Genomic DNA, 13,856 nt, shown 5'->3' with positions numbered 1-13,856 from the left:
GGGCTTATTGCTTCACGTAGATCGCGTCGTAGTTGATGACGCGGGTCGGATCGATGTAGATATTGTCAGCGCCGCCCATCCGCAGCGACTTGGCAACGACGCGACGCTCGTTGATGACGGGAACCCACGGCGCATCGGCCATGATGTCGGTGAAGACCTTGCCCCAGGCAACGGTACGCTCTGCGGACTTTGCAGGATCGGACATGGAGTCGGCGGCAACCGCACGCTTGTCGAGATCGGCATTGCAATACCAGGACCAGTTCCAGCCGCCCTGAACAGCGCCGGCGCAACCGAGAATCGGGCCGTAGAAGTTGGACGGATCCGGGAAGTCGGCGATCCAGGCCATGCCGCCCGACCAGATCATCGGCGCTTCGCCTTCCGTACCGCCGGCCGAAATGACGTTGGCCTGTGCCAGAGCGCGTACTTCAGCCTTGACGCCGACAGCGGCGAGATCCTGCTGGATCGCCTGGGCAATACGCGGCTGCGGATCGGTATTGGTGGAGTAAAGCACGGTTTCGAAGCCATCAGGGAAGCCGGCTTCAGCAAGCAATGCCTTCGCCTTGGCAACATCATAGGCATAGCCGGTGAAGGACTTGTCGTAACCAGGCATCAGCGGCGGCAGCGGCTGGTTGGCAGGCGTTGCGCGACCGTTGAGGATACGCACAATGCGGTCCTTATTGATGGCCATGTTGATGGCCTGGCGCACCTTGACGCTGTCGAAGGGCTTCACCCTGGTGTTGAGCGTGATGTATCCCGTATGCAACTGCTCGCCATCGACGATCATCTGCGCGCCGTCGGCAGAGTTCTTGATCTCAAGGAATTTCGCCGGCGGGATACCGTCGCCGGCAATATCGACTTCACCCTTCTGCAGGCGCAGCAATGCCACCAGCGGTTCCTGGCCGACCTCGACCTTGAAGCTGTCGATATAGGGCACGCCCTTGACGAAATAGTCCTTGTTGCGCTCGAAAACCAGCTGCTGGCCGATCGTCCAGTCCTTCAGGATGAAGGTGCCGGAACCGACGGGCTTCTTGCCGAAATCGCCACCGGCGGCTTCGACGGCTTCCTTCGGCACGACCGAGGCGAAGTTGATAGCAAGGACGTGCAGGAAGGTCGCGTCAGGACGCGACAGGTGGAAGATGACCGTGCTCTCGTCAGGCGTCTCGATGCCCGAAAGCGTTTCGGTCTTGCCGCCGGTCTCATCCTCGAAGCCCTGGATGGCGCCGAAGAAGCCGGCGCCCGGACCCTGTGTCTTCGGATTGACGGCGCGCTCGATCGAATATTTCACGTCGGAAGCGACGACTTCGCGGCCGTTGGAGAATTTCACGCCCTTGTGCAGCTTGAACGTATAGGTCAGGCCATCGGGGGATACCGTGAAGCTCTCAGCGAGCGACGGGATCGGGTTCGGCGTGCCCGGTGCATAGTCCATCAGGCGCGAATAGAGGCTCTTAATCATCGACCAGTTGACCCAGTCGTAACCGATGGCCGGGTCGAGCGTGGTGATGTCGTCCTTGTAGGTGACGACGATATCGCCGCCCTGCTTGGGCGTTTCCTGTGCCGTGGCGGCGAGGGGGGCGAGCGCCACCATCGTTGCCATGGTTGTGTGTCGAAGCCAGCGTTTGAACATTCGGGTTCCCCTTCTTTGGTTGCTGTCAACGTGTACGGATGCGTGGATCGATGAGCGGGGCCACAAGGTCGGCGAGCAGATTGCCGATGACGATGGCAAGAGCTGACGTCAGCGTGACGCCCATGATGATCGGAATATCGACCTGCTGGATGGCCTGCCAGGCGAGCTGGCCGATGCCCGGCCAGCCATAGACGGCTTCGACCACGACCACGCCGCCCATGAACTGGCCGATATCGATGCCGATCATGGCGATGATCGGCAGGATTGCGTTCGGCAGGGCGTGGCGGAAGATGATGCGGCGCGAGGATAGGCCCTTGGCCCGGGCGGTGCGCACATAGTCCTGATTGAGGACGTCGATCATCGCCGATCGCACCATGCGTGCATACCAGCCGGCGCCGAGGACGCCGAGGGTGGCGGCCGGCAGCACGACATGGGCGAACGTGCCGTAGCCGCTCATGGGTAGCCATCCGAGCGTTACGGCAAAGACATAAAGAAGCAGCAGGGCAACGACGAATTGCGGTGCCGAGACGCCGACGAAGGAGGCGGTCATGACGAGCCGGTCGATGAAACCGCCGCGACGGACAGCAGCAATCGTCCCGAGCGTCAGGCCGAGAGCGACTTCCACGAGAATGCCTGCCAGCATCAGCACGAGCGTTGCGGGCAGACGAGCGGCGATCAGTGTCCAGACCTCGGTCTTCTGTGCATAGGAGCGGCCGAGATTGCCGTGCAGCAGGTTGGAGAGATAGGTGCTGAACTGCACGAGCAGCGGCTGGTCGAGGCCGAGTTCATGGCGGATGTTGGCAACCGTCTGCGCCGTGGCGCTGCGGCCGGCGATCATGCGCGCGGGATCGGCCGGCAATGCATAGAGCAGCACGAAGGTGATGGCGGCAACGCCGAGAAGGATGAGGGCGGCCTGAACGAGCCGGCGAAGGATGAGGAAGATCATCAGCCTCTCCCGCGCTGGGTCGGATCGAGAATGTCGCGCAGCGCATCCCCGACGAGGTTGAAGGACAGCGCCGTCAGCAGGATGATCGCGCCGGGGAAGAACACGAGCCAGGGAGCTGCCTGGAAGTAACTCTGGCTTTCGAAGATGATATTGCCCCAGGAGGGCTGTGGCGGCTGCACGCCGATGCCGAGGAAGGAGAGTGTTGCTTCCAGAAGCACGGTCGTGGCGATGCCGAGCGTGCCCCAGACGATCGCCGTGGGTACGAGGTGCGGCAGGATGTGCAGAAAGAGCACCCGCATATGGCCGGCACCAAGCGAGCGTTCGGCCATGATGAAATCACGCTCCACCAGTCCGCGCGTCTCGGTATAGACGATGCGGGCGACCTGCACCCAGTTGACAAGCGCGATCACCATGGCGACGATCCAGAGGCTCGGCCGCAGCAGCGCGGCAAGCACGATCGCCAGCAGCAGGGCCGGGAATGCCATCATCAGATCGGTGAAGCGCATCAGGATATTGCCGACGATGCCACGCATGTAGCCGGCGAGGATGCCGATCAAGAGGCCGATCGCGACCGCGATGCCGTTGGCGACAAGCCCGATGACGAGCGAAGTGCGCGCACCGAAGAGCATGCGCGAGAAAAGATCGCGCCCCAGCGTATCGGTGCCAAGCAGATAGGGGCCGCCGGGCGGTAGCGGCGCGCCTTCCAGCGACAATCCGTCGAACATCTGCTCATCGGGATTGAAGGGCGCAATCCAGGGGGCCGCAACCGCAAGGCCGATGACGATAAGCACGACGATAAGGCCAAAAAGGGCGGTCGGCTGCCTTAAAATGGCTTTCAATACACGCATTCAACCCGCCTCCGGCAGGGGTTCTATGCCGCCGATGATGAAGGCAGCGATCTGTTCCATGGGCAGCCGCCGACGCATGGCGCAGTTACGCAGGATCGAATAGGCGCGCTCCTCATCGACAGCGTGCGCCTTCATCAGTTTTTCGACGGCGGCATGTACGAGCGGGCGCAGACGTATGCGCTCCTCCAGATATTGAAGGCGCTCGGCAACACTCTTGCGCTCCTGATGAATGGAGACGGCCATGACAAGGGCCGGATAGACAGCGGAGGCTGCAATCGGCTTGGCGATAACGGCGCCGGCACCCTGGCTGAGCGCCCAGGCGATACGGCCCGGCGCTTCCGAGCCGAGCAACGCGACGACGGGGCATGTCGGAGCCGCACCGCTCCAGGGCAGGAGATCATCAAAACCCTGGTCGGCATCGACGATGACAAGATCGGGTACGCCTGCGGCTGAAAGCGGCGCCCACTGCAGCGTGGCCGACAAGCCCAGCAGACGCAGCTGACGGATCAGCCTTTCGGTATTGCCGTCCTCGCGGTGCAGGACGACGGCATGCCAGCCGGTAAAATTGGGTGTTTGCTTCATGATACCACCCGCAATCTCGGCGAAGACGCCTTGCTTCGGCCAGTCAGATAGGGATCGGCGGCGAGCGGCGGGCGCGAGGCGATCACATCGAACCCGTTCTGAGCGTTGATGCGACCGAGATGGAAGGGCAGGGCTGCGTGGTTCGTCTCGCGGTCGATGTTGAGCGCGCCGAAGGGTGTCGCCCAGCTCTTGCCGTACAATTCTCGGCGCACTGCGGAAGGCTCGTCACCGCCGGCCGCCACAATCGCATCGACGCAGAGCCGCACGGCTGTATAGGCACTGGCAAAGACGCTGGAGATACGGCGCTCGGCGCCAAAATGGGCGATAATCCGCTGCTTGAATTCGGCGTTTTCGGATGTCGCGACGCTGTCGAAATAAGAGGCGGCACAGAGCTGGCCGGTGGCGGCACCCGGTGCGATATCATCGAGCTCGCATTCCATCAGGTCGCAGCTGACAACAGGACAGTTCTCCGGCCGGAAGGCCGGGTCGCGATCGGCAAGCCGCCGGATCGCTTCGTGGAAAGCATAGCTCGACGGGCCGATCAGATTGTTGAGGATGAAACTCGGACGGCGCTGCTCGATATCGGTCACGATGCGCTCGACTGCGGTTTCCTCGAGCGGCAGGTAACGCTCTCCGAGAACCTCGCCACCGGCATTGGTGGTGAGTTCACGGGCGAGCCGATTCATCTCCCAACCCCAGACGTAGTTGGCGCCGACGAGATAGGGCCGATTGCCGTAACGTGGGATCAGGTGCTCGAAAAGCGGCAAGAGATGTTGGTTGGGGCAACCGCCGACATAGATGACATTCTCATTCGCCTCGAAACCCTCGTAGGGGCACATGTACCAAAGCAGCCCATCATGCTTTTCGATGAGTGGGATGACTTCCTTGCGAGCGGCCGAGGTGATGGTGCCGACAATATGGCGGCAGCCGGCACGCAGCAGACGACGGGCACCTTCGAGATAGGCGGCAAGATCGGCTTGCGGATCAAAGAAGATCGGTTCGACCGGCCGGCCGCTCGCCGCGGCGAATTCGGCAATCGCGAATTCTGCGCCATCGCGTGCGTCGCGCCCCATCGAGCCGTAGGGGCCGGTGGTGGAGTAAAGAATGCCAATTTTCAACGCATCATTCATCTGCAAGCCAAATACCAAAAACCCCATGAAGGCGTCCCATCCGCGACGGGGCCATCATGGGGCGAAACTGCCCAGCGACTATCGAAGTCATGTGAGAATGCGGAGCGTTTTGCCTAATCCGCAGGCTTGAATAAAATACAGGCACTTCGACTTTGTCAAGCGCGCGTTGGGCGAAATGCGAGGGGCGACACGCGTAAGATCACAGCTGCAGGCGGAAGGCCTGGAGATGAGGCTCTTGCGCCCCGCCAGGTGCCATTGGGAGTGCTTGCAAAAATATCAACTCAGACGATAGTGCTGATGGGGTGTTTTGTTGGGGCGGCACTAAATGAAAGCGCAAATAAAGGTCAATGCCGAGGATATTCATAGGAAGCTCAATCGGCTGGGACCCGGTGGCGAGCTCCACCTGAAAAAGGGCCGTTATCCCGATCCGATAACGATAACAGGTAAACGAGGCTCCGGGGATCGCCCTATATACATCACCGGTCGGGGAGCAATTCTCGGCTCTGATATGGACTTCGATGCCTATCGGGAAACTGCCAATAAACTGGCTGCCGCTCACCAGAAGGGCGGTTCGTTTCCCGGTATCTATTTCATGGCCGACAATGCGGCTTTGACATTGCGCGATTGCCAATGGGTTATCATTGACGAACTGGTTTTCAGGAACTGCTGGCCGACAGCAATATACCTCGACAACTGCCAACATATTTTCATACGCCGCGTCGATTTCAGGGGAGGGTGCATTGCGATCGGCGCGGCCGGCCCCTACACGCGTCACCTGCTCATCGAAAAATGCAGTTGGGTGCAGGATACGAAAAGCCACGGTGAAGACGACGTCCTGTCGATCCAGCGCAATGGTCATGTTCGTGCCGACTTATCCCCGACAGACTGCAGGCTTTGGAGCGATATCCTATGGAAGCGGGTGCACGGATCGGGCGACGAGGATGGTCCCGTTGACCCTGACGGCGATGCACGTGCCTATGACGGCGACTTCTTCCGCGCCTGGACCATCGCCGGATATGTCATCATCCGCGGCAACGTCATCACAGACGCATTCAATGGCGTCCATTTCTTCAATCAGGCATCGGAGTCTACCAAGGAAGCCTTCGCTCGGAACGTTCTTATCGAAGACAATTGGTTCGTCCGGATAAAGGATAATGCCGTCGAGCCCGAGAATTTCGCATGGAACTGGACGATCCGCCGAAACCAATTCGTCGACTGCTACATGCCGTTTTCCTTCGAAATGCAGCGCTCCGGCTACTTTTATGTCTACGGCAATCTTGGCTGGAACGTTCACATTCCCGGACCCGAAGGTGACAAGCATGCCAAGGGCGTGCTTTTCAAGTTTCCCGAGACGCATATTGCGGATGGACCGCACTACGTCTTCAACAATACCTGGCTCCTTCGCGCGCCGATTACCAAGAAGAAGAGATTTGCGAAGCTGGAGCATCGCAACAACCTTATTGGCTATGCGACTGACGCCGATAAGTTCAAGTGGGAGGCTTGTTCTCCCTTCGGATCAGGCTGGAGCTTCGATTCTTATCCCTCGACCGAGCTGGATGACCTGTTCCGCTTTGAGGAGGATTGCTTCACACGTTCCTGGGGATCTCTTGGCATCATCTTTGACGGCGACGTGATCTCTCACCGGGATTTTCCCGACCGATTGCGGCAGGCGCATTATGATATCGGTAAGAATGCCAGGTACGCGGCCTTTCAATTCCAGGATCAGACCATCGGTCTGCCATCCGGATTGAAGATAACCAAGGCTCCGCCGGCAGTAGCCTTCTCGATCGAGTTGCCGGATAAATCGAGCAGTCTGTTTTCGCCATCCAACTATTGCGTCGGCGCCTGGCAGGAAACCGGCCGGATCGAGGCCTTTGATCCGTCATTCGCAGTCATATGGCCGACACCAGCACAGTATTCTGAGGGCGCTCAATCCTAGCGGGGAAAGAGCATGGCAGCGGAAATATCTGTTTTCGAAGCAGCTCAAAACAGGGTCTACGCTGATATCGCAGCCCGAACGCCGTGCGGACAAATGATGCACTCGACCAGGCTGATGGTCTGATAGTCGACGTATGCCACTAAAAGCCGAGTTCGCGTAGAGGCTCTACCTCTATGCGAAGAGGTCGTCCTTGCTCGCCATGAAAGTCTGGCCAGCCGCAAGGGTGATGGTAAACCTGCCGTCCGCAAAACGGATGGCGGTATGAATATCCCGTGCTGCCGAAATCGCAATCTTCACGGGCCTGCCATTCTCCCAGTCGAGGTCGAGAAGCATGCCACCCCGCACGCGCAAACTGCGCAATGAGCCGCGCGGCCACGCTTTGGGCAGGGCCGGGAGCAGGTGAATTTCGCCGGGGCGAGACTGCACCAACATTTCCAGAATGCCGGCGGCCCCGCCGAAATTACCGTCGATCTGGAAGGGCGGGTGGGCGTCGAACAGATTGGCATAGGTTCGCTCAGGACTGATCAGCATTTTGACCACATCGAGCGCATGATCGCCGTTACGAAGCCGGGCCCAGAGATTGATGCGCCAACCGATGCCCCAGCCCGTCGCGTCGTCACCGCGGATTTCCAGCGAGCGGCGGGCAGCGGCGGCAAGTGCAGGCGTCCCGTCCATGTCGATCTGCCAACTCGGATAGAGGCCATAGAGATGCGAGACATGGCGGTGGTGGATCTCCGGTACCTGCAGGTCCCAGTCCTCAAGCCATTCCTGCAGCTGACCGGCGGCACCAATCCTGTCGGGCGGCAGATGCGACAACACGCGGTCGATCGCGGAGACCAGTGCGTCTTCGCCGCCGATGGAGACTGCGAGCGGGCGCAGCAGATTGAGGAAATCCCGGATGATCTGGCTATCCATGGCCGGCCCCGCGCAGAGGGAGGCGCCATGCGGGTGGACGTTCTCCGGGGAGAGCGAAGGATTGGTCACCAGATAGTCGGTGCCGGGAAGGGGAACCAGCACATCGCAGATAAACTCGGCCGCCCCCTTGGCGACCGGGAAAAGCCGCCGGCGTAACCCTTCGGCGTCATCAAGATAATCGCTGAGATCGAGCAGTTGCGCCATGAGCCAGGCGCCACCTGTCGGCCAAAGTCCCCATTTCGCACCATCGATAGGTCCGGTCGCTCGCCAGAGATCAGTATTGTGGTGCATGACCCAGCCGCGGGCGTGGTAGTGCATTTGTGCCATCTCGCGACCGGTTTCGGCAAGCTCCTCCGCCATCTCGACAAGAGGCTCGATACATTCCGGCAGATTGGCAGGCGTCGGCAGCCAGTAATTCATCTGCAGATTGATGTTGGCAGTATATTTGCTGCCCCAGGGCGGATCGGTCTCTTCGTTCCAGATGCCTTGCAGGTTTGCCGGCTGGGTGCCAGGGCGCGATGAGGCGATCATCAGGTAGCGGCCGAATTGTATATAGAGGGCAGCCAGCGCGGGATCATTACCTTCGGCAAAGCCCGCAATACGGCGATCTGTCGGCTGGGAGGCTGCCGGTGTCGCGCCAAGATGGATATTGAAGGTCCGGAACAGCCTTTGATGTTCGTTGATATGGTCACGGCGCATGCTCTCGATACTACGGCGCGCGGCTTTCGAAAGGCGTTCGGCAATTACGCCATCCGGATCGCCGGATACGTCGTTATAACGCCGGAAACTCGTGGCTGCATCGAGCAGGATCAAAAGCTCGTCGGCACGCTCGGCAAAGAGTATGCCGCCCGAAGAGGTCAGGCACCCTCCTGTGTTGATCACCCTGATGCCGAAGGCGAAGCGCAGGGCGGCGGGGATGCCCCATTCTGCGTTGCCGGTACCAGAGAAGGTCAGTTCTGGGCCGTTTTGATCGACGAATTGTCCCCGCTGCGGACTGTCGATTGATATACGGCATCCGATGGCTCCGGGCCGATCTGCTGAAAGGCGCAGGACAAGCACGCCATCGACTGCGGAAACAAAGGCCTCGCGAAAGAAGGTGATGCCGTCGGAAATGTAGGAGGTCGTGGCGATCGCCGTGTCGAGATCGAGCGTGCGACGATAGCTGCCGACGGTCTGCGAATGGAGGAAATCAATATGGAGATCGCCGACCGGCTGATAGGACATCTGCTTGATCGGCCGCGCCATCAGATGTTCTTCGGCCATCGCTTCGGCTTCGGCGTAACGGCCCGCGAAGATCAGTTCCCGTACATCCTCCAGGCGACCATAGGCATCGGCATTGACCGGCCGGTAAGGCCCGCCGGCCCAGAAGGTGGCTTCGTTGATCTGCAGTCGTTCGGAAATAGGGTCGCCGAAGACCATCGCGCCAAGCCGACCATTGCCGAGCGGCAGCGCATCCGTCCAGAGCCGGGCAGGGGCGCCGTACCAGAGAAGATTGTCGGTCATGATCATTCTGCCGGGATGCTGTTTGCCGGCCTGATATCGCGGATCCGCAGACCGTCGACGCTGAAGAGCAGCGCCTTTCTCGCGGAAAAGCCGGCGCTGACCGTCTCGCCCGGGTGCAGCGTCCTTTCCGAGCGGTCCTCGATGATCACGGATTGGCCCGAGGCGAGAGTTCCGTAAATGAAGCGGGTTCCGCCGAGGTTTTCCACGACATCGACCTTGACGTCGATCGCGCCGCCGCCTTCGTCCCGTCCGGTGAAATGTTCCGGGCGGATGCCGACCTTGACCGGTATGTCCTTGCCCGAACCGACGATGGCTGCTCTGAAAGCAGTGCCGCAGTCGAGCTTGATCGCCCCATCCGCGCCAAGCGTGCCATCGAGGAAATTCATCCGCGGCGAGCCGATGAAGCCGGCGACGAAGAAATTGTCGGGATCGGCATAAAGCGTATCCGGCGTGCCGGCCTGCTCGATCTTGCCGGCGCGCATGACGACGATCTTGTCGGCAAGTGTCATCGCTTCGGTCTGGTCATGCGTGACATAGATCATCGTCGCGCCGATGCGCCGGTGCAGTTTGGCGATTTCGACACGCATGGAGACTCGGAGTTCCGCATCGAGGTTCGACAAGGGTTCGTCGAACAGGAAGACGGCGGGGTTGCGAACGATCGCACGGCCGATCGCGACGCGCTGGCGCTGTCCGCCAGAGAGTTGAGCGGGCTTGCGTTTCAGGAGTGGCTCGATCTGCAAGGTGGAGGCGGCAGCGGCAACGCTCCGGTCGATATCGGCCTTGCCCATGCCCGCCATGCGCAGCGAGAAGCCGATATTCTGCTCCACCGTCATATGCGGATAAAGTGCATAATTCTGGAAAACCATGGCGACGCCGCGTTCGATCGGGTCGGCCTCGTTCATGCGCCGTCCGCCGATCGTCAGGTCGCCGGCGGTGATCTTCTCCAGGCCGGCGATCATGCGCAGAAGCGTCGACTTTCCGCAGCCGGAGGGACCGACGAAGACAGTGAACGAACCGTCATCGACGCTCAGATTGAGCCCCTCTATCGCCTGAAAGCTGCCATAGGATTTGTCAATATCGTGCAATTCTACACTGGCCAAAGCTTCCTCCCTTTAACCGCTTGGCGGGCAGAACGCGTCAGGTGATCCGTCGCGTCGAGCCTCGCAGGATAATGTCGCATTCGAGGACGACGCTGCGCGTCGCCCCGCCTGACGGCTCCGTCAGGCGTTCCACGAGAATGTCCGTGATGGTTTCAGCAATGCTTGCCACCGGCTGGGCGACGGCCGTAATGCCGGCTTCGTAGAGCCGGAAGATTGCCACATCGTCGAAGCTGGCAAGCGAAACATCCTCGGGCACATGCCGGCCGTTCTCCTTCAGCCAGCTCAGCCCTCCGACTGCCATGCCATAATTGGCGGAAAAGATCGCGGTGGGCGGATTTTCAAGCGACATCAATCGCTTGGTCGCCTCATAACCGCCGTCCATGCGCCAGTTTCCACGCGCCGCGAGGGTCGGATCGATGGTGATACCCCGGTCGCGCAATGCCTGTTCATAGCCCGCCAGCCGTTCGATACCCGAAGAATTGCGCGGATCGCCGGTCAAAATGCCGATGCGGCTGTGACCGAGATCGATGAGGTGGCTGACGATGCGATAGCTCGCACGATGGTTCTCCACCATGACCCGATCTGCTGCCAGCCCGCGAACGTCGTTGTTATAGAAGATGATTGGAATGTCGTGATGGATCAGGTCGTCGACACGGTCATAAACTTCCGCAGTGCCGTCCATGACCAGTGCATCGACACGCTGCGCGGCGAAGAAGTCGAGCGCCTCGGCGACCACGCGCGGATCGCCGCCATGGCAGTAAGTCAGCAGTGCTCGTCCGGTTGGACGAACCGAATGAGCGAGATGCTCGAGCATGCGGGAGTGGAATTCGTCGAAGGTCGGCACCAGGAAGCCGATCATATGGGTGAGGTCGGTGCGGATCGAGGCGGCAGCAGCATTGCGCCGATAGCCGAGATCCTGGATCGCCCGCTCGATCTGTTCGCGGTTGGAGCGGCGGATCGTCTGGCCGTTGAGATAGCGGGACACGGTGCCGACTGCGACGTTTGCCACCCTGGCAACGTCGATGATCGTGGCTCCGCGCCTTCTTCCGGCCGTCTGGTCCGTCTGTTGCATTTCGAGCGGGCTCCTGCGTTCATTCATGGGAGATGGCGCCTGGCCAGGCGCCTTTCCGTCGTATAGCCCAGCGCTCCGCCGCCCACCAGTATTGCGGGCGGCAAGAGCAAAGTCCGACGGCTCCCTTACTTCAACCTGCATTAAGCGCCTTCGAAGACCACGGCGCTGTGGATGCGCAGGCGCGGTACCGTGATGTTGATGGCGCCATCGTCACCCGCATTCCAGGCAAGATCCTCTCCTGTCATCGCGTCGAAAACGCGCTTCGGTTTTGCCGGCAAGCGCACCGTGGCATTAACAGGGCCGATCGCCGGAATGTCCTCGATCATTTCCATGACCCGGGTCGAACCGTCATCGCCACGCACGTCCTTGCCGCGGATCTGCGGCGGACCGTAGAGGAGATGCAGGATATGGCGGTCGTGCTCGATCTGACGCGTCAGCGTCGCCCGTCCGGACGAGGGCAGATCGGTGACCATGGCCGGATCGGGAACAAGCCGGTCGAGAAGGCCGCGAACCAGATATTTGTAGAGCGGCTGGCCCATCGCCCGGTAAAGCCGGAAGATCGGATAGGCGATATAGGCCGCACCCTTGTGTTCGGTCACTGCCGCGCCCAGCATATCGGCATCCGGGTCATCGGGCGCATGCTGATGTGAGCAGAAATGCTTGTAGGAGCGATTGAAATAGGAGGGATAGATGCCGGCCAGCACCGTTGCGCCGACCGACCGGACGGTTTCGGCATCATCGTAGAAAACGAAGGCCGTTTCCGGCATGGAGGGATCGAGATCCTTTCCGGCTTTCACATAGCTTGGCTTGAAGGCGACAGGCGCAGGGCCTCTTTCGATACCGAAGTCGATGGCGAATTGTCCGTTTTCATCAAGGCCCGAATGCCAGGAGGCGATGATCTTTCCACCGCCGGCAAGATAGGATTTCAGCCTGACGGCGAGCGCGGCATCGACAGGGATTTCATCCGGCAGGATCAGCAACCGGTACTGCTCGAAACGGCTGGACCTATCGACTACGTCAAAAGGCCGTTTCAGCTCCTGCAGCACCTGGGCGGCACCATCATCACTTGGATGGTTGCGCGCGCCTTTCGGGTTCATGTGTTCGGCTGAAAGGATCGCGATTTCGGAAATTTGCTTTGCCCCCTCCAGGAATGGTTCGAGTTTTTCGACACGATGATAGGCCGGCGCAATCGAAGCATAGGTATCGGGGTTGATCGCTCCGTTCGGATGAAGCTGGTCGCCGACCAGGCATTTGGAGCCAAGCGCGATCATTTGTGCGCACTCATATTCCAGCGCGTCCGGGTGCTTGAAGCCGCCGAACTCTCCCCAGGACGTATGGAACTTGCCGGTATGAGCGAGGAAATCCATGCCGAGCGTGGCCGCATAGCGTGCGCTCGACGGGAAATGGTCGTAACCCCAGCCGCCGGTCGGCAGGCTTTCGAGCTCGAGATGCGAATAGGTCGAAAAGCGTTCCGGCCCCTGCTTGTGGATGTGGCCGCAATTGTAGAAGACCCGCAGGCTAGGAAATTCCGCAAACAGCGCTTCGCTGGTCTCGCGGCGGAACTGCTCGTTGACGGCCTCGTCGTTCTTCAGGCGGTCGGCCGCGTTTTCGGGGTCGAGCCCCTCGCACTGCATGCGCTCGATGCAGGCCGGGCAGACGCAGTCCGGCGTCAGGATGATGTCGAAGAAGAGCCCCTGCGTCGGATAGCTCCGGGCGACTTCCCGTGCCTGTTCGAGGATGTAGTGTCGAAGGCCTGCGTGGTTGAGGCAGAGCGTATGCCAGGCTGGACTAAGCTGCTTGCCGGCAGACGGGTCCGCCGGAATGGCGTGCTGGTAACGGTTCGACGCACTCATGGCGCGCCATTCAGGGTGTTCGCGGGCCGTCAGCTCGTCCCATTGCACGGAGATATAGATCGGGCTTTCGATATCGGCGGCAGACAGCGCCTTCACCATGTCGCCGAGCAGATCCGGGCGGGCAAGCTGCGGATGCGGCTTGCCGACCTTGGTCGGATAATAGGACCAGCCGTGATGGCACTTGGCGAAAATGGTGATGGAATCGACATGGGCTGCCTTCAGCGTCGAGACGAAGGCATCCGGATCGAAATCGGCGCCGATGCCGGGAATATGTTCCGACGTGTGGAAATCAAGATGGATCTGGCGGTAACGCAGCGGCTTGTTCGTAGTCTTGGGCATGGGTC

At 60.5% G+C, this 13,856-nt stretch carries 11 protein-coding genes; 1 reads left to right on the top strand and 10 read right to left on the bottom strand.

Annotated features, from left to right (window positions below; all coding sequences use genetic code 11):
* Positions 1-4: 4 nt before the first annotated feature.
* The 6 genes from H4W29_RS23005 to H4W29_RS34465 form a co-directional block, all read right to left on the bottom strand.
* Positions 5-1,624: an ABC transporter substrate-binding protein gene (locus H4W29_RS23005; protein WP_192731174.1), complete on the bottom strand. Its 1,620-nt coding sequence runs from the start codon at positions 1,622-1,624 to the stop codon at positions 5-7.
* A 25-nt stretch (positions 1,625-1,649) separates the two neighbouring features.
* Positions 1,650-2,570 carry an ABC transporter permease gene (locus tag H4W29_RS23000; protein ID WP_192731173.1) on the bottom strand — a complete coding sequence of 307 codons (921 nt, stop codon included), beginning with the start codon at positions 2,568-2,570 and terminating at the stop codon, positions 1,650-1,652.
* Positions 2,570-3,418 carry an ABC transporter permease gene (locus tag H4W29_RS22995; protein WP_192731172.1) on the bottom strand — a complete coding sequence of 283 codons (849 nt, stop codon included), beginning with the start codon at positions 3,416-3,418 and terminating at the stop codon, positions 2,570-2,572. The genes H4W29_RS23000 and H4W29_RS22995 overlap by 1 nt, the downstream gene beginning before the upstream one ends.
* A complete protein-coding gene (locus H4W29_RS22990) occupies positions 3,419-4,000 on the bottom strand; it encodes an ANTAR domain-containing response regulator (RefSeq protein ID WP_192731171.1) in 582 nt (193 codons plus the stop codon).
* Positions 3,997-5,130: a transporter substrate-binding protein gene (locus H4W29_RS22985; RefSeq protein WP_192732762.1), complete on the bottom strand. Its 1,134-nt coding sequence runs from the start codon at positions 5,128-5,130 to the stop codon at positions 3,997-3,999. Before H4W29_RS22985 ends, H4W29_RS22990 begins: the two co-directional genes overlap by 4 nt.
* 199 nt (positions 5,131-5,329) lie before the next feature.
* Positions 5,330-5,989, bottom strand: a complete 660-nt coding sequence (locus H4W29_RS34465; RefSeq protein WP_246517425.1) for a hypothetical protein — start codon at positions 5,987-5,989, stop codon at positions 5,330-5,332.
* A gap of 60 nt (positions 5,990-6,049) precedes the next feature.
* Between H4W29_RS34465 and H4W29_RS34460 the strand changes: the two genes are divergently transcribed.
* On the top strand, positions 6,050-7,069 hold the full coding sequence (locus H4W29_RS34460; RefSeq protein WP_246517424.1) for a right-handed parallel beta-helix repeat-containing protein: 1,020 nt from the start codon (positions 6,050-6,052) through the stop codon (positions 7,067-7,069).
* A gap of 171 nt (positions 7,070-7,240) precedes the next feature.
* Here H4W29_RS34460 and H4W29_RS22975 read toward each other — a convergent pair whose 3' ends face one another.
* From H4W29_RS22975 to H4W29_RS22960, 4 genes are all read right to left on the bottom strand, one after another.
* Complete coding sequence (locus H4W29_RS22975) at positions 7,241-9,487, bottom strand: glycoside hydrolase family 95 protein (protein WP_192731169.1); 2,247 nt, start codon at positions 9,485-9,487, stop codon at positions 7,241-7,243.
* Between the two features lie 2 nt (positions 9,488-9,489).
* Entirely contained in the window at positions 9,490-10,587 is a 1,098-nt protein-coding gene (locus H4W29_RS22970) for an ABC transporter ATP-binding protein (protein WP_192731168.1), read from the bottom strand.
* Positions 10,588-10,624: 37 nt separating this feature from the next.
* Positions 10,625-11,659, bottom strand: a complete 1,035-nt coding sequence (locus H4W29_RS22965; RefSeq protein ID WP_192731167.1) for a LacI family DNA-binding transcriptional regulator — start codon at positions 11,657-11,659, stop codon at positions 10,625-10,627.
* 140 nt (positions 11,660-11,799) lie between these two features.
* Positions 11,800-13,851, bottom strand: a complete 2,052-nt coding sequence (locus H4W29_RS22960) for a beta-galactosidase trimerization domain-containing protein (RefSeq protein ID WP_192731166.1) — start codon at positions 13,849-13,851, stop codon at positions 11,800-11,802.
* Between the last annotated feature and the right edge of the window lie 5 nt (positions 13,852-13,856).

The organism is Rhizobium viscosum, assembly GCF_014873945.1.
Lineage (GTDB): Bacteria > Pseudomonadota > Alphaproteobacteria > Rhizobiales > Rhizobiaceae > Rhizobium > Rhizobium viscosum.
Note: the sequence above shows the minus strand (reverse complement) of the source record. Positions and strands in the feature narration are given on the sequence as shown.

Coding starts and splice junctions, on each gene's coding strand:
- H4W29_RS23005 (WP_192731174.1), bottom strand. CDS start 1,624: ATGTTCAAACGCTGGCTTCGACACACAACCATGGCAACGATGGTGGCG.
- H4W29_RS23000 (WP_192731173.1), bottom strand. CDS start 2,570: ATGATCTTCCTCATCCTTCGCCGGCTCGTTCAGGCCGCCCTCATCCTT.
- H4W29_RS22995 (WP_192731172.1), bottom strand. CDS start 3,418: ATGCGTGTATTGAAAGCCATTTTAAGGCAGCCGACCGCCCTTTTTGGC.
- H4W29_RS22990 (WP_192731171.1), bottom strand. CDS start 4,000: ATGAAGCAAACACCCAATTTTACCGGCTGGCATGCCGTCGTCCTGCAC.
- H4W29_RS22985 (WP_192732762.1), bottom strand. CDS start 5,130: ATGAATGATGCGTTGAAAATTGGCATTCTTTACTCCACCACCGGCCCC.
- H4W29_RS34465 (WP_246517425.1), bottom strand. CDS start 5,989: ATGACCATTGCGCTGGATCGACAGGACGTCGTCTTCACCGTGGCTTTT.
- H4W29_RS22975 (WP_192731169.1), bottom strand. CDS start 9,487: ATGACCGACAATCTTCTCTGGTACGGCGCCCCTGCCCGGCTCTGGACG.
- H4W29_RS22965 (WP_192731167.1), bottom strand. CDS start 11,659: ATGCAACAGACGGACCAGACGGCCGGAAGAAGGCGCGGAGCCACGATC.
- H4W29_RS22960 (WP_192731166.1), bottom strand. CDS start 13,851: ATGCCCAAGACTACGAACAAGCCGCTGCGTTACCGCCAGATCCATCTT.